The sequence below is a fragment of the Ramlibacter sp. WS9 genome (assembly GCF_003797765.1).
In the GTDB taxonomy this organism is placed as follows: domain Bacteria; phylum Pseudomonadota; class Gammaproteobacteria; order Burkholderiales; family Burkholderiaceae_C; genus Ramlibacter.
Genome location: NZ_RKMB01000006.1, coordinates 193,354 through 207,470, shown reverse-complemented (window position 1 = coordinate 207,470; position 14,117 = coordinate 193,354). Strand labels below are relative to the sequence as shown.

Here is a 14,117-nt window from a genome sequence, read left to right as displayed (position 1 = left end):
TGTGCCCCTTCAGTCGAAGTGCCGGGATGGGTCGAACATGGCGTCGGGCAAGACGTGGCCGAAGGCGCGCAGCCGGTCGGCGAACTTCGGCCGCACGCCCGTTGCCTGGAAGTGGCCCTGGACCTGCCCGTCCTGGCCCATGCCGGTGTGCCGGAAGGCGAACAGTTCCTGCATCGTGACGACCTCGCCCTCCATCCCGGTGATCTCCTGGATGCTGGTCACCTTGCGCCGGCCGTCGATCAGGCGCAGCACCTGGATCACCACCGAGATGGCGGACGCGATCTGCTGCCTCGCCGCCTTGTGGGGGAGGTTCAAGTTCGCCATGCCGATCATGTTCTCGAGGCGGGCGACAGCGTCGCGCGGCGTGTTGGCATGGATGGTCGTGAGCGAGCCTTCGTGGCCCGTGTTCATGGCCTGCAGCATGTCGAACGCCTCCGCGCCGCGCACCTCGCCGATCACGATGCGGTCGGGGCGCATGCGCAACGCATTGCGGACCAGGGCGCGCTGGGTGATTTCCCCTTTGCCCTCGATGTTCATCGGGCGTGTCTCCATGCGGACGACATGCGGCTGCTGCATCTGCAGTTCCGCGGCGTCCTCGATGGTCACGACGCGCTCCGCTTCGGGGATGTACCCCGAGAGGATGTTGAGAAGGGTCGTCTTGCCGGCGCCCGTGCCGCCGGAAATGAGGATGTTCACCTTCGACTTGATGAGGGCCTCGAGCATCTTCGCCATCTCCGGCGTGACGGTCTTGAGCCGGTCGCTCACGAGGTCTTCCATCTTCAGCGGGATGTGGGCGAAGCGCCGGATGGAGAGCATGGGCCCGTCGATCGCAACGGGTGGGATTACCGCGTTCACGCGCGAGCCGTCGGGCAGGCGCGCATCCACCATCGGGCTCGATTCGTCGATGCGGCGACCGACCAGCGACACGATCTTGTCGATGATGCGCAGCAGGTGTTTCTCGTCGGTGAACGTGACGCTCGTGAGCTCGAGGCGGCCGCGCCGTTCGACGAAGATCTGACGGTAGGAGTTGACCAGGATGTCCGACACGGTCGGATCCGCCATCAGCAGCTCGAGCGGGCCGAACCCCAGCATCTCATGCTGGATGTCCCGGATCAGCGACGCCCGTTCCAGGTCGTTGATCACGGCCTGCCGGTCTTGCAGGAGCCGCTCCACCATCAGCGCGATCTCGCGGCGCAGCGCGTCGGGCGCCAGCCCTTCGAGCACGGCCAGGTCGAACATCTCCAGCACCTGGAGGTGGATCTGGCTTTTCAGGAGCTTGTAGGCCTCGTCGTTCGATGCGGGGCGGCCGTCCTGCGTTTCGTCCCATGCGCCGGCACTGAGCTTCTCGCGCAGCGAAGTGACCCCCGCATCGCGCGAGAAGGAGTTGATCGTCTGGATGGTGCTCATGTTCATGCCCTCTTGAAAAGCCGGTCCAGCAAGCTCGCGCGGGCCTCATCGGGACGCGGATCGAGCGCGGCCGCGAGGTCCACGAGGTGGCGGGTCACGGTGTTCGCGCGCGCGCTTTTCGGCAGCGGGTCGCCATGGTTGATCGACGCGTTCACTTCGCGCCAGGAGTTCGGCACCGTGGTGAGTTGCACCGAGCCCAGCGACTTTTGCATCTGCTCGAAGCTGATGTCGCTGTTCTTTTCGAAGCGGTTGGCGATGAATTCGATCTTGTCCTGCGAATACCCCAGCGAGCGGAACGCCTCCAGCAGTTTTCCGGCATTGCGCAGGTCCGCGAGGTTGGACTGCAGCACCGGGAAGATGCGCGATGCACGGTCGAGGGCCTTGATCGCGATGGTGTCCAGCGAGCGCGGAACGTCCACGATCACGAAGTCGTACTGAGTCAGCGCGAGTGCGAGGATGGCGTCGACGTGCTCGGGCTTCACTTCCATGGCGTACGCAACGTCTTCCGGCGCTGCGAGGATGCTGTAGTTGGGCCCGACCTTGACGGCGCTGGCGGCAAGCAGCGAGGCGTCGAGCCGCCCGATGTCCTTGGCCACGACGGCGATGTTCGACGGCGCCCTGCCGTCGTGCAGAAACGCGAGCGCGCCGCCGAACTGGAGGTTCAGGTCGATCAGCAGGACGGAGCGCGTCTCGGCCAATTGCCAGCCCAGGTTGGTGGCCAGGAAGGTGGCGCCGGCGCCCCCCTTGCAGGGCATGAAAGCCAGGAGCTTGCCTTGGCGGCTGGCCGGGGCTTTCGCCATCTTCGCGGCGACGCGGTTCACCGCCGCCTCGAGCGCCGCGAGGCCGACGGGGGAAGGCAGGACTTCGCGCACGCCGGCGCGCATGGAATTGATCAGGAATTCCGGCGTGTGCGTCGAGCACAGGAGGATCACCGCGAGCGACGGGTAGTGCCCGGTCACGTATTCGACCTGTGCGAGTTCCGCGACGTCGCAGCACATCCCGTCCACCAGCATCAGGTCCGGGCCCTCGCGCTCCGCGACCTCGCGCATCCGGGTCTTTCCGCCTTCGTACAGGAACGTGGCGTGGCCGCGGGCCTGGAGGGCAGCCCCCACTTCGTCGAGATGGGTTCGGTTGGGTGAGATGACGGCGATTTTCATGGCGTGTCTTTCGTCACGGGCAGATGGTCGAGCTGTTGGGATCCTGTCCCATGATTTCTCGCGGCAAGTAGGTCTTGAAAGTGGGCATGGCCATCGGCGCGAGGGCTGCGAGCCCGGCAATCGGCGAGATCCAGCGGTACTGCAAGCCCACGATGGTCACGGTCACCCCCGCGCATGTGGCCGGGGTACAACTCGTGTTGCCCAGTTCGTCCTCCCAGAGGACGTTGATGGTGGTGATCTGCGGCAGGACGTTCTGCATGCGCGCCAGCACGGCGGCCTGGTTGAAAGTGTCGTCACACACCGCCGCGTAACGCGCGCCGGCACGCGTGGCTTCGCCCGCCGCGTTCCAGGTGTAGAGCATCCGGCTGAAATCGGTGACCGCCAGGACGAAGGTGAGGAATATGAGAAAGACCAGGGCGAACTCGACGGACGTCGCGCCCTTCTGCAATCTCCTGCGAGAGAGTTTCATAGGTAGCTCCTCATCGTCGCGGAGACGTCGGAGTAAGTCAGCGTCCCGAAAGGCATCCCGAAAGCATTCGCCAGCATGGGCGTGAAGGTGTAGCCGCTGATGGTGACCCGCACCGTATTGATTACCGGCGCACTGCCGGCGGTCTGCCAGGTGGGATTGGGCACGTGAGAGGTGCTGAGCCCCGGGGCCAGCGGGGTTCCCGTGCCGGAGAGATTTCCGTACACGGCCAGGTTGCGTGCCTGGGTCATTTTCGTTCCGGGGGTCTGGAGCGACAGGTAGCGGGCGGCGTCGCGCACGGACTTCGTGAGCGCGTTGTACTGCCAGACCGCCCGGCCCAGCTCGATCGCCGCGATCGAGAGCAGCAGCAGGAACGGCAGGATCAGCGCGAACTCGAGGAGTGCCACGCCTGCCTGCCTGTTCTTGGTTCTCATGGCGATCTCCTTATCTCACGAGGGCCGGGACGAGCGGGCCGGCGGCGCCGCCTGGCATGCCGCTGAAGCTGCAGGGACTGCTGGGCAGGCTCGCGTTGCCGAGGTATTCGAGCTGGACGTCCGTCATCGGAATGCTGAGGGGCTGCAGCATCAGCATGCACATGAAGTCGATGACCCTGTTCCCGCTGTCGGTCACGGGCACCGTCACGATGCGCCGGTTCGTTCCCCACTGTCCGTGACTGTTCGATCCGCTGCCCGACGCGGCCACGTCCTGGAAGCTGTTGAGGCTGACGCTGAGGACGGACTCGCAGTTGTTCACGCTGGTTCCGCAAGCCGCGAAGTTGCCGCGCTTGGTCGAGAAGTTCTGCGCCGTGCCGGTCGGATCCGCATACGGCGTGCCGTTCCAGGCGTTGCGGATGTTGGGGCTGGCCGGGTTGGGCGGCCAGTTGTTGTCCGTGTAGGCGTATCCCGACAAGTCCGGGCGCATGTAACTCGGATCCGTGGCGAAGTCGGGCAGCTTCTTGTAGATGCCGAACCGGTAGTTCCATTCCTCGGAGATCGTGGTCTTGGTGCCAGGCGTGCCCAAGATATCGTTCACGCGCGTGCCGCACTTTCCGTTCATCTCGGCTTGCGTTTCGGACGCGCTGGTGGAGCCGTCGAGGTTCGCCCAACCGATGTAGCCGCCCGGCGTGGTGCCCTGGCTCGTGATCACGGTGACCCATTCGCCGGGAACGAAGCCCCAGTCCGGTGCGACGCCGCCCGCCCTGGGCTTCGCGGCTACCGGGATCGGGCAGGTGGTCTGGCCGTGCGCGCGTGTGGCGACCGCGCTGGCCATCACGTTGCGCGTATTGGGGAAGTTCGCCGTATCGCCGGAAAACGCCCCCATGGCTCGCGTCAGCCACATCTGGACGCCGGGCTGGACGTGCTGGCACTGCACGTATTGCGCGGTGGCGGGATTCGAGGTCGAGACGTACGAAGTGTCCCTGAATGTGATGTCCGCGTTGACCAGCTGGCCCTGGCCGTTCCAGCTCGCGGACTGGAAATTGACGCGGTTGAGATTGCCGGCGGTGAGGCCCGCGCTGCGGGCGCGGTCGATGGCGCTGGGCTGCAGATCCAGTTCCTGGGCGGCGGCGAGCGCACAGCTGTCCATCGCGGTCTGCAATTCGCTCTTCACGATGAACAGGCGGCCGAAGTCCATGGCGAATCCGACGAATCCCAGCAGGAGCAACAGGAGAAGGGCCACCGTGACGATGACCGCTCCCTGCTGGCTGTAACGTGTGGCGCGGCGCATGATCATTCCTTCTGTCTCCATGTGCTTTCAGCTGCAGCTGGAAGTCGTCAGGCAGTTGTTCACACGGGCGATGAAGTCGGAGAGGTTGCCGTTGGCGACCCCTCGCAAGGCGACCACGAGAGCGATCGAAACGACGGCGATGATGAGCGCGTATTCGATCACTTGGGCGCCGTCGTCCTCGATGGCGAACGAGCGGATGAAACTGAGCTTCTTTTCCATGATGAGACTCCTTGAGGTGGACGCGGAACCCGACCGGTGGCCGGTCGGGCTTCGCAGTGGGTCAAGCGCACGTCGTCGTCGTCAGGCAGTTGTTCACCCGTGCGATGAACGTGGAGAAATTGCCGTTCGTGATGCCGCGCAGGGCGACCACGAGGGCGATCGAAACCACCGCGATGATCAGCGCGTATTCGATGACCTGGGCGCCGTCTTCTTCGAGGGCGAACGAGCGAATGGAGGAAAAGAGTTTGTCCATGATGTTTCCTTGGGTTGAGAAGAGAAGTCGCCAAACAGAAGGCGAAGCGGTGTGGGAATGTTGCTGGTTAGTCCATGCGTTGTCCCTCCTTCGCTAGTTCTTGCCGCCGCCGACGGCGCCACCGATGTTGATGACATTGGTGACGGGTGGCGGGGCCTTGAAGGAGTCGTGATAGCGGCCGTACGCTTCGTGCGCGGCGCGCCCGTCCATGCCGGCGATGGGATCGGGGTTGCGCCCGGCGTTCGGGTTCAGCGTCATGCGCAACCGCGCCTCGCGCACGGCATTGCCGAAGCGCGTGTCGTAGCTGGGCGTGGTGGAGGAAGTCGCGCAGCCGGCCAGGAGCACGGGCACGAGGAGGGCGAAAAGAAGTTTGTTCATGGTGTTCTCCGGGTCGGTGTTCACTGGCGCCCGGACACGGGCAGGAGCGGTGCGGCCTCGACGACCGAGGTGCTGACGGCCGACGTGCTGGCGGTCGGCACGAGATTCGCGGGAGGCTCGACCGGGGCTTGAACCGGCGTGGCCGACGCAGGCACGACGACGGTGACGGTCGGAACCGGCATGGTCTCGTTGGCCGCGCCCGCGGGCCGGGCCGGTGGCGTGGCGCCCTCCGAGCGACCCATGAACATCACGTCGCCGCGGCTGGGCACCGAGTGGTTGTCCGTCGGCAGCATCACGGCGGCCGTGAGGGGCTTCACCAGGCGGGGCGTGACCACGAACATCAACTCGGTCTGGTCCGTCTGGAATTCGGTCGAGCGGAACAGCGCACCCATCACAGGAACTTCACCCAGGCCGGGAACGCGCTTCAGCGCCTCGGTCACGTTGTTCTTGATCAGGCCGGCCACGACGAAGCTTTGCCCGTCGCCCAATTGGACGGTTGTGTCGATGCGGCGCGTCGACAGCGATGGCAGGATCGCCGTGACGCCGTTGATGGTGGAGAAGGGCGTGCCGGTCTGCGACAACTCGGACACTTCCGAGACCACCTTCAGGTTGATCCTTCCGTCCAGCACCGTGGGTGTGAACTTCAGGCCGACACCGAACTCCTTTTCCTCGAGCGTGATCGTGGTGCCGCCGCTGCCGAGGGCGTTGTTCGGGCTCTGCGCGACGGGAATGAAGATCTTTCCGCCCGACAGGAAGCTGGCCGACTGGCCGCTGATGGCCATGATGTTGGGCTCGGCCAGCACGCGGACCAGGCCGTCGTCCTTTTGCGCGTCTATTGTGATGCTTCCGGTGCCGATGCGCAGCGCCTGCAGCAGTCCTCCGCCACCGCTGAGGAAACTCGATATCAGCGAGTACGTGTTCAGCCCGCTGCTGGCGTTTCGCCTCGCATTGACGCTCGCGCCGAGCTTGTCGAGCAAAGTCTTGCTGACTTCCGCGATCTGGACTTCCAGCATGACCTGCTGCGGTGCCGTCACGCGCAGCAGGTTCACCAGCTTCTTGCTGTCGCCATAGGCCGCTGCCACGGTCAGGATCTGGTCGAGCTTCACGGCATCGCTGACGGTGCCGGTCAGCACCAAGGAGTTATCCGCCCCGCGAACCCTCACGCCGGATTCCTCCGGCATCAGGGCGGCGAGCTGGCCCTGCAGCGCCTCGGGGTCGATGGTGACCACGATGTCCTTCACCACGCAGCGCCCGTCGGAGCCCTGCAGCACCACGTTCATCGAACCAGGCTTCCGGCCGAGGAAGAACAACTCATTGGGCCCAAGAAGCGTGATCTCCGTGTCGGCCACCCCGTCGGTCGACGCGCCCCCCGACCCTGCGCCCGGCATGCCTTGCGGGGCGGCCTGACCAGGTTGGCCGGGCGTCGGCGTCAGGTTGACAGGCCTGCCGGCCCGGCTGCCCGAGCTGCCACCCACGACGATTCGCGTGGCGGGAAAGTCCAGGCGCACGACGCGCGACTTGCCCAGCGTGAGGTAGGTGGGCGGATCGACGGTGACGGTGCTGCATGGCCGTCCCGCCGGTGCGCTGGACGCGATGGGGGCGGAGCCGCTGCGTGCCGGCGGGGTCTGCTGTGCCTGCTGTGCCTGCTGTGCCTGCGCAAAGGCCGGAGCGGTTGCGATGACGAGGGCGGCAGCAAGCGCTGCCTTGGTGGTGGCGGAGTGCATATGCGTCTCTCCCTGGTGGTGTTGGTGTTGTTGATCGGGGTGTCCGACGATTCAGAAGCACTCGAGGGCGCGTGTGCCGCTTCGGATCACTTCCACGCACGTGCCGGGCGCCTTGACAACGGCGGCGGGGCGGGGCACGTAGCGCACGGGCTGCGCGGCCGGGGGCCCGCTGAGGACCTTGGTGGTGGGCACGACCTCGTTCTTCAGGCGCAGCAGATCGTCCTTGGTCACGCCTGCCGTCGTGATGGCTTGCTTGTCGAGCTGGTTGCGCAGCACGAGCGAAAGGGTGCCCACGCTTCGGGCGAGGTCCAGCTTCTCGGCCTGGCCCGGCGTGACTTCGAGCGTGACCGCGCTCACGACGCGCGGCTTCGTATCGTCCCGGCCCGCCTCCTGGGCGACCGCAAGGACCAGCACCTGCTCGAGGACGGTCATGCTGATCGGCTGCGCCTGCTGGCCGCCCGCGCGGTCCTGTTGCGCGTTGATCATCACGTCCACGTAGTTGCCGGGGAGCGCGAATCCGGCGACGCCGACGACGTCGTTGACGCGCACCGTCATCGCCCGCTTGCCTTCGGCAATCACGGCGGACAGTCCACCCTGCGTGCCGGCCGGCGCGAGCTTGCGGTCGAGCACGGCGTCACCGCGCATGAGCCCCACCTTGAGCACCCGGTCCTGCACGTCCTTGACGTCGTGGAAGGCGCCTTCGGGAACGGAGGTCTGCGGCCACTCGACCACAGTGAGCATCTGCGGGTTGACTTTGCTGCCCAGCTCGATGTCGACCGCGGCGACGACAACCTTCGTCGACGCGAGGTTGGCCCGCTGCGACACCCATCCGGCTGCATAGATCGCCGCGGCCAGCCCGACGAGGATCGCCAGGGCGAAAAAGGCGATGGCCTTGAGGTTTCTCATGAAGGGTCTCCTTGTGGGTCAGTTGAGATGGCGGTAGATGATCCAGGTGACGCAGCCCATGCAAATGCCGATCGCATAGGGAAGCTTGCCGATGGAAGGCATGGCTCCGAGCGAAGGCGCGTGGCCCGCGGCGATGGTGACCACGCTCGCAACCAAGGTCTCCTGCACGTTGCGAAGCATCTGCAAGCCCTTGCGCCGCGACAACGCAAAGCCCGCAGCCGCGATGCCGCCCGCGATCAGCGAGAAGGCCAATGCCACCAGGACGTCCGGCGCGCCGACGAAGGCGCCGACCATGGCCATCAGCTTCACGTCTCCCGCGCCGAGCACACGCAGCGCCCACAGCGGCAGCAGCAGGACCAGTCCCAGTCCGAGGCCGCCCAGCGACCTCAGCACGCCGACGTCGGTCACGAACGCGTTGAGCGCCAGGCCGACGAGAGCGCCGCCCATCGTGAGCCAGTTGGGAATGCGGTAGGTGCGCCAGTCGGACACGGCGGCAACCACCAGCAGTACGGCCAGCAGCAAGTCGGCGGGTGAAAGCAGGAGGCGCGTGGGCAGGTCTGGAAGGGTGATCATTTCGAACGTTTCGTCAGCCAGTGGGTTGAGACGAATATAGAAATCGTTCGACGGCCGCGAATGAGCGGACTCTCCCTATTTCGCTAGTACAGGTGTCCCTCGATTCGACTGGGACAAATGAACTAGCGAAAACTTCAGGAAATTTCAGCCGAGAGGTTCGAGCCGCTGGGTGTGCAGCTTGAGGGCAACACCCGTGCTGCCTTGGTGATGCTCGACGCGAACGATGGTGCCTTCGGCGATGAACTTCACCTGCGCTTGGCCAATCTTCATTTCGAAGACGACGGCGCCGCCGAGCTGGTGAAGTCCGGGGATCTCGAGGTACATCCCCGACGCGCTGATGTTGCGCGTGACCGCGGCGGTGCCATCGCCGAGCTGCACGGGCAGCGCGAGCGCTTCACGGGCTTCAAGGCGGTGTTCGGCCATGTCTTCAATGTAGGCGGCGAACGGTCGGTCGCAAATAGGCGATTTATCCCGATCGCACCAGGACAAGGAGCGCATGCCGCCTTGGATAGCGACCGCCGAGCAACCTCGATGGAACCGTCGAGCAGAGTAGCCCGGCCGTCGATAGTTTCCGCAAGGACTGCAACAAACTGCAACAAAGTGCATGGAAAATTTTTGCCCTGCCTACTATTACGCAACGTTGTAACTAAATTGAAGGTCCGCTATGACAAGTGTTTACACCAGCCCGATTCGGGTTTTTGTCATCGCCCCGCCCATGGTTTGCTGGGGCCTCGAGCGCCTGGTGCAAACCGCGTCTCGCATGGAGTTGGCGGGCAGTGCGAACTCGATTGCCTCATCGTTCGAATCACTGCAGCAAAGCGGGGCCGATCTGGTGGTCGCCGGCATCCACGGCGACGACGAGTTCGACGCGCTCGTGGACCTGGCCCACCGGACCTCGGCGCGCCTCCTCGTCGTGACGAATTCGAGCGACACGACGCTGTTGGACAACGCGATGCTTGCGGGTGTGCGCGGCGTGGTGCGCATGGACGACCCGCCCGCGCTGCTGCTCAAGGCCATCGAGAAGGTGCATGGCGGCGAGCTGTGGATCGACCGCGCCGCGACCGCACGCATCTTTCTCGAAATGGCACGCCAGAAAGCAGCCCCTAGCCACGATCCCGATCAATCGAAAATCGCCACCTTGACGAGCCGGGAGCGGCAGACCATCGCCGCGGTGACGAGCGACGCATCCGCGCCCGCCAAGGTGATCGCCAGGCGCCTGTGCATCAGCGAGCACACCTTGCGCAACCACCTGACGTCGATCTACAGCAAGCTGGAAGTGTCCAGCCGCCTTGACCTCTACGCCTATGCGTACCGCCATCACCTCGCGAGCGACGGGGTGAGCTTGCAGCGCTAGTGTTCGACGACCTCGCGGACTTCACGGCTTTTCAGACCAAAGCTGTCCGCCCGTAGCCCAATCGCTGCGCTTGATGTCGAACAGCAGCACGTCGACCGACTCCGGCTTGCCGCCCAGCGTGTCCACCACGGCCTGCGTCAGCGCGGCGACGAGGTTCTTCTTTTGTTCCGGCGTGCGGCCTTCCATCAATTCAACGCGGATCGTGGGCATCGGTTTTTCCTTTTGTGGGTTGCGAAACCTCCATTGTGGGCCCGGGCGCCTTCGGCATTTGGCTGAAGGCTGATTAAGCAATTCACCTATCGCCAGGCGCCGCCGCGGGCCAACAATGAGTCCGTGCTCCAGAGTCAAATAACCGAGTGAGGTCCCCCATGAGCAAGCTGTCCAGAACCGTCATCAAGAACGCTGTCGTCGCCGCCACGATCGGCCTGGCCGCCGTCGCATCGTGGGCGTTCACGGAATTCCGCGCGCCCATCATCGAAGTGGCCATTACGCAGTCCCAGCAAGGCTGAATCGCGCACTTCACCCCGCAGCCTCACCGCCGCCACGGCAACCCGTGCCGGCCAATTGTTAAGATGACCCCAGAGAAGGCCGGCGCCCAGCCGCCTTGAGAGGACTTTCTGGAGTCGTCCATGCCGGACGCGCACCGTTCAGCATGACATTGATCGCAATCCTGTTAGCCACCCTGGCCGCGGGCATCGGCAGCGTGTGGCTCGCCGCCGGCCTGATGGGCCTGGGTTTCATGGCCGGTCGGGGCAAAGATGGCCCCGCCCCCCTGGGGCCGCAGCACCTTCTCAGCCTGGCTGCCGGGGCCCTCATGGCCACCGCGTTCATGCACTTGTTGCCCGAAGCGTTCGAAAGCAGCGCCGGCGCCAAGGAGCTTTTCGCCACGCTCCTGATTGGCCTGGTGTTCTTCTTCCTCCTGGACAAGGCGGAACTGTGGCACCACGGCCATGAACATCACCATGAGCACGGCCACGAACAAGCCCATGGCCACGCCCACGACGATGGCGATGGCGATGGCGATGGCGATGGGCATCACCACCATCACCACCAGCCGCTGCCTTCAGGCGGCTGGGCGGTCTTGACGGGCGACAGCGTCCATTGTTTCGGCGACGGCATCCTGATCGCGTCGGCTTTCGTGGCTGACATGCGCCTCGGACTGGTTGCCGCCCTGGCCGTGCTGGCGCATGAAGTGCCCCACCACATCGGCGACCTGGCGGTGCTGCGCCTTTCCAGCCCCAACCGCCGCATCGCGCTGGTGAAGGTTTCCCTTGCCGGTGCCGTCACGATGTTGGGCGGGCTCACCGGATGGTGGCTGGTAGACCGCCTGCACGACTACCTGCCGTATTTCCTCGTCGTCGCCAGCAGCAGCTTCATCTACGTCGCACTTGCGGACCTGATTCCGCAATTGCAAAAGCGCCTCTCGGCGCGCGAAACGGCCGCCCAGGTCGCGTGGCTGATGCTGGGCATCGGCCTTGTCGCCGTGGTCAGCTATCTCGCGCACACGCACTGAAGCGCGACTGCGCAAGTTGCGGGGCGCGGCCTGTCCTACGCCGCCATGCGGCGGCATCCGACACGCGCCCTGCTGAGCCTTGCCCAAGATGAGGCATTGCCGCCGGCGGTTCTGGCGGGCCTACCGAGGGAATTTTCATGAAGTGCGCGAACTCTGGGGTTCTTGCCGTTGTCGCGTGGATCGCCGTTTCGAGCTTCGCGCCAGTGGCGCAGGCGCAGGGCGAGATCCAGGTCATCCCCAGGCCGCGCCCCGTCAACCCCGCCATATTCGCGCCGGCCGCTGCCGCCGCGAACAAATCGATGCCTGTCCAGCAGCGCGACGAGCGGCGCTTCCTGAAAGACGCAGCGGCCGAAGGCCGGTTCGAGAGCGAAGCGTCACGGCTCGCGCTGGCCAAGTCGAACAACGCCGGTGTGCGTTCGTTCGCCGCGACGCTGATCAACCACCATACGGCTGCATCCAACGAGTTGCAGTACATGCTGCACGTGCGTGGCATGGCAGCGCCCATGCTCGCCAACGACCAGCGCAAGGTTCTCAACCGCCTTGCGAAGCTGCAGGGCGCCAAATTCGATCGCGAGTTCATGGGAGAACTCGGGCTCAAGAGCCAGCAAGACAACGTGCACATGTTCGAGAGGGCCAGCCTGGCCACACGCGACCCGCAGCTCAAGGCCTGGATCGACAAGACGCTGCCCACGCTGCGGTATCACCTGACCACGGTGGAGCGGCTCGTGCCCGACGCCAGGATGGCCCGCACCGGGGCCGCGACCAACGCGGCGCCGCCGGCACGGCATGCCGCTGCGCCCGTGCCAGTCCAGCCCGCGGTTCAATCGCTGACGGCAGACCCGTTCGTTGCGCGCGCCAGCCTGGCCACGCGCTCGATGGGCGCGGGCGCCATGCCGCTGGGCCTGACGACTCCAGCGGGCAAGAAGCCTAGCGAGGCGAATACCCGGTGACGCGCCACTTGCCGTCGGACTCGCGCACGACGGTCACCACTTCCTGCAGTTCGCGTTTCTCGAACTTGGACAGGAAGATCGCGGTGACGTATTCGCCGTCGGGACGACCTTCCAACTTGGTCTTGTAGACCGATTCGGCCGGCGTGCGCTCGACGAAGGTACCGAAGCCTTCGCGCACCTTGGGGATGCCATCCATCCAGTTCGCCAGCGGCACCGCTGCGCGGAAGACGGCGCTCGAACCTTCCCAGGCGCGGCCCCAATCGCGGCGGTCCAGCAGCAGCAGCCAGCCGTGCGCGGCGAGCTTGCCGGCCGCTTCTTTTTCCTTCACTTCGGGCGAGACCGCAGCAGCCGGGGCTGCGGCTGCCGGCGCAGGCGCAGCGGGTGCCGCGGCGGGGGCTGGCGCCGCGTTGCGGGGCGCCTTCAGCTGCGCGCCGGCTGCTGCCGAAAACAAGGCAGCGCACAGCGCCAGTGGCAGGACGGGAGAAAACTTCATTCGGGCTCCGGCGTGGCAAAAAGTGTTCGATGAGTCTAGCCTGCCGGGGTTCCTCATCAGGAGCGCACGCATTCTTTTACCCCGGGTTTACCTCAGCAGGCTCATCAGCAGCTTGGCGTTGACCTGGCCCTGGTCTTCGTAGTTGGTGTTGAAGACGACGTGCAAAGCATCCGCGAGGCTTGCCATGCGGCGGATCTCCGGCACCATGGCCGCGAGTTCCGCCTGCGAATACCAGTAGTTGAAGCGGCTCGACGAAGCGCTGCTCTTGATGTTCCACGTGTCGTGGTTGCGCCCGTGCAGGCGCAGCAGCGCCAGGGCCGGGTGCGTGGCTTCCCACACGAGAGGCACGCAGTTGGCGAAGCCTTGCGGGCCGTCGACGATGGTGTGGGCTACGCCGAGCTCGCGCTCGAACGCAACCGTCTTGGCAAGATTGTCGCCGTCGAACCAGCTCTTGTTGCGAAATTCGACTGCGAGCAGGTGGCCTTGCATCTTCTCCACGCAGTGCGCCACGTGAGCCATGCCTTCGCGGTTGCGCAGCAGCCAGGGCGCGAACTGGAAGTGCAGTGCGCCTAGCTTGCCCGCCTGGCGCAGTGGCTCCACCGCTTCGGAAAATCGCCGCCACAACTCGTCGGCGATTTCTTTCGGCGTGTCCTTGTAGTACAGCACCTTGGGCGCGTCGGGGCCCAACGCCTGCTGCAAGTCCTTGTGCAAGACCGTCGGCGACGTCTGGTGGCCCGTGAAGAGGCGAAACGCCTTGATGTTGAAGGTGAAGTGTTCCGGCGTGCGCTCGGCCCACAGCTGCGCGTTGGCCGGCGTGGGCATGCCGTAGTAGCTCGAGTCGACTTCCACGATCGGGAATTGCGTGGCGTAGTGGCGCAGCCGCGCCTCCGCGCTCTTGCACTCCTTCGGGTAGAAGCGCCCGCATTCGATCAGCGTCTTGTCGGTCCAGGAAGCGGACCCTATGAGAATGTTGTTCACTGTATTAATATACAGGCGATA

The 14,117-nt window shown here is 65.2% G+C and carries 19 protein-coding genes; 4 read left to right on the top strand and 15 right to left on the bottom strand.

Annotated elements, in window-relative coordinates:
* Positions 1 to 9 precede the first annotated feature (9 nt).
* The 12 genes from EEB15_RS12360 to EEB15_RS33645 form a co-directional block, all read right to left on the bottom strand.
* Entirely contained in the window at positions 10 to 1,413 is a 1,404-nt protein-coding gene (locus EEB15_RS12360) for a CpaF family protein (protein ID WP_233259469.1), read from the bottom strand.
* Positions 1,410 to 2,564 carry an AAA family ATPase gene (locus EEB15_RS12355; protein WP_141510159.1) on the bottom strand — a complete coding sequence of 385 codons (1,155 nt, stop codon included), beginning with the start codon at positions 2,562 to 2,564 and terminating at the stop codon, positions 1,410 to 1,412. The genes EEB15_RS12360 and EEB15_RS12355 overlap by 4 nt, the downstream gene beginning before the upstream one ends.
* 13 nt (positions 2,565 to 2,577) lie before the next feature.
* Positions 2,578 to 3,033 (bottom strand): TadE/TadG family type IV pilus assembly protein, encoded by a 456-nt coding sequence (locus EEB15_RS12350; RefSeq protein ID WP_141510158.1) that lies wholly within the window; start codon positions 3,031 to 3,033, stop codon positions 2,578 to 2,580.
* The gene (locus tag EEB15_RS12345; protein ID WP_141510157.1) at positions 3,030 to 3,464 is read right to left on the bottom strand and encodes a TadE/TadG family type IV pilus assembly protein; all 435 of its coding nucleotides are present in this window, start codon (positions 3,462 to 3,464) and stop codon (positions 3,030 to 3,032) included. The genes EEB15_RS12350 and EEB15_RS12345 overlap by 4 nt, the downstream gene beginning before the upstream one ends.
* A gap of 10 nt (positions 3,465 to 3,474) precedes the next feature.
* The gene (locus EEB15_RS12340) at positions 3,475 to 4,755 is read right to left on the bottom strand and encodes a TadE/TadG family type IV pilus assembly protein (protein ID WP_141510156.1); all 1,281 of its coding nucleotides are present in this window, start codon (positions 4,753 to 4,755) and stop codon (positions 3,475 to 3,477) included.
* Positions 4,756 to 4,782: 27 nt separating this feature from the next.
* On the bottom strand, positions 4,783 to 4,974 hold the full coding sequence (locus EEB15_RS12335) for a Flp family type IVb pilin (protein ID WP_141510155.1): 192 nt from the start codon (positions 4,972 to 4,974) through the stop codon (positions 4,783 to 4,785).
* Positions 4,975 to 5,035: 61 nt separating this feature from the next.
* On the bottom strand, positions 5,036 to 5,227 hold the full coding sequence (locus tag EEB15_RS12330) for a Flp family type IVb pilin (RefSeq protein ID WP_141510154.1): 192 nt from the start codon (positions 5,225 to 5,227) through the stop codon (positions 5,036 to 5,038).
* Positions 5,228 to 5,320: 93 nt separating this feature from the next.
* On the bottom strand, positions 5,321 to 5,605 hold the full coding sequence (locus tag EEB15_RS12325) for a hypothetical protein (protein WP_141510153.1): 285 nt from the start codon (positions 5,603 to 5,605) through the stop codon (positions 5,321 to 5,323).
* A gap of 20 nt (positions 5,606 to 5,625) precedes the next feature.
* Positions 5,626 to 7,329, bottom strand: coding sequence for a type II and III secretion system protein family protein (locus tag EEB15_RS12320; protein WP_141510152.1), 1,704 nt, complete (start codon positions 7,327 to 7,329; stop codon positions 5,626 to 5,628).
* Between the two features lie 51 nt (positions 7,330 to 7,380).
* The gene (cpaB, locus tag EEB15_RS12315; RefSeq protein ID WP_141510151.1) at positions 7,381 to 8,235 is read right to left on the bottom strand and encodes a Flp pilus assembly protein CpaB; all 855 of its coding nucleotides are present in this window, start codon (positions 8,233 to 8,235) and stop codon (positions 7,381 to 7,383) included.
* 18 nt (positions 8,236 to 8,253) lie between these two features.
* Positions 8,254 to 8,808 carry a prepilin peptidase gene (locus EEB15_RS12310; protein WP_141510150.1) on the bottom strand — a complete coding sequence of 185 codons (555 nt, stop codon included), beginning with the start codon at positions 8,806 to 8,808 and terminating at the stop codon, positions 8,254 to 8,256.
* A gap of 144 nt (positions 8,809 to 8,952) precedes the next feature.
* Positions 8,953 to 9,231 carry a PilZ domain-containing protein gene (locus tag EEB15_RS33645; protein WP_158290078.1) on the bottom strand — a complete coding sequence of 93 codons (279 nt, stop codon included), beginning with the start codon at positions 9,229 to 9,231 and terminating at the stop codon, positions 8,953 to 8,955.
* Positions 9,232 to 9,472: 241 nt separating this feature from the next.
* Between EEB15_RS33645 and EEB15_RS12300 the strand changes: the two genes are divergently transcribed.
* Positions 9,473 to 10,162: a response regulator transcription factor gene (locus tag EEB15_RS12300; protein ID WP_141510148.1), complete on the top strand. Its 690-nt coding sequence runs from the start codon at positions 9,473 to 9,475 to the stop codon at positions 10,160 to 10,162.
* A 21-nt stretch (positions 10,163 to 10,183) separates the two neighbouring features.
* On the opposite strand, the gene EEB15_RS12295 is transcribed toward EEB15_RS12300, so the two are convergent.
* The gene (locus EEB15_RS12295) at positions 10,184 to 10,453 is read right to left on the bottom strand and encodes a 4-oxalocrotonate tautomerase (protein WP_255466323.1); all 270 of its coding nucleotides are present in this window, start codon (positions 10,451 to 10,453) and stop codon (positions 10,184 to 10,186) included.
* Between the two features lie 77 nt (positions 10,454 to 10,530).
* Here EEB15_RS12295 and EEB15_RS33640 point away from each other — a divergent pair, with 77 nt between their 5' ends.
* From EEB15_RS33640 to EEB15_RS12285, 3 genes are all read left to right on the top strand, one after another.
* Complete coding sequence (locus EEB15_RS33640) at positions 10,531 to 10,671, top strand: hypothetical protein (RefSeq protein WP_158290077.1); 141 nt, start codon at positions 10,531 to 10,533, stop codon at positions 10,669 to 10,671.
* A 143-nt stretch (positions 10,672 to 10,814) separates the two neighbouring features.
* Positions 10,815 to 11,675 carry a ZIP family metal transporter gene (locus EEB15_RS12290; RefSeq protein ID WP_141510146.1) on the top strand — a complete coding sequence of 287 codons (861 nt, stop codon included), beginning with the start codon at positions 10,815 to 10,817 and terminating at the stop codon, positions 11,673 to 11,675.
* Between the two features lie 137 nt (positions 11,676 to 11,812).
* Positions 11,813 to 12,625, top strand: coding sequence for a DUF4142 domain-containing protein (locus tag EEB15_RS12285; protein ID WP_141510145.1), 813 nt, complete (start codon positions 11,813 to 11,815; stop codon positions 12,623 to 12,625).
* Here EEB15_RS12285 and EEB15_RS12280 read toward each other — a convergent pair.
* Positions 12,603 to 13,118 carry a DUF4019 domain-containing protein gene (locus tag EEB15_RS12280; protein ID WP_141510144.1) on the bottom strand — a complete coding sequence of 172 codons (516 nt, stop codon included), beginning with the start codon at positions 13,116 to 13,118 and terminating at the stop codon, positions 12,603 to 12,605. The two genes, EEB15_RS12285 and EEB15_RS12280, sit on opposite strands and share 23 nt — an antisense overlap.
* 87 nt (positions 13,119 to 13,205) lie before the next feature.
* Complete coding sequence (locus tag EEB15_RS12275) at positions 13,206 to 14,096, bottom strand: DUF72 domain-containing protein (RefSeq protein WP_141510143.1); 891 nt, start codon at positions 14,094 to 14,096, stop codon at positions 13,206 to 13,208.
* Between the last annotated feature and the right edge of the window lie 21 nt (positions 14,097 to 14,117).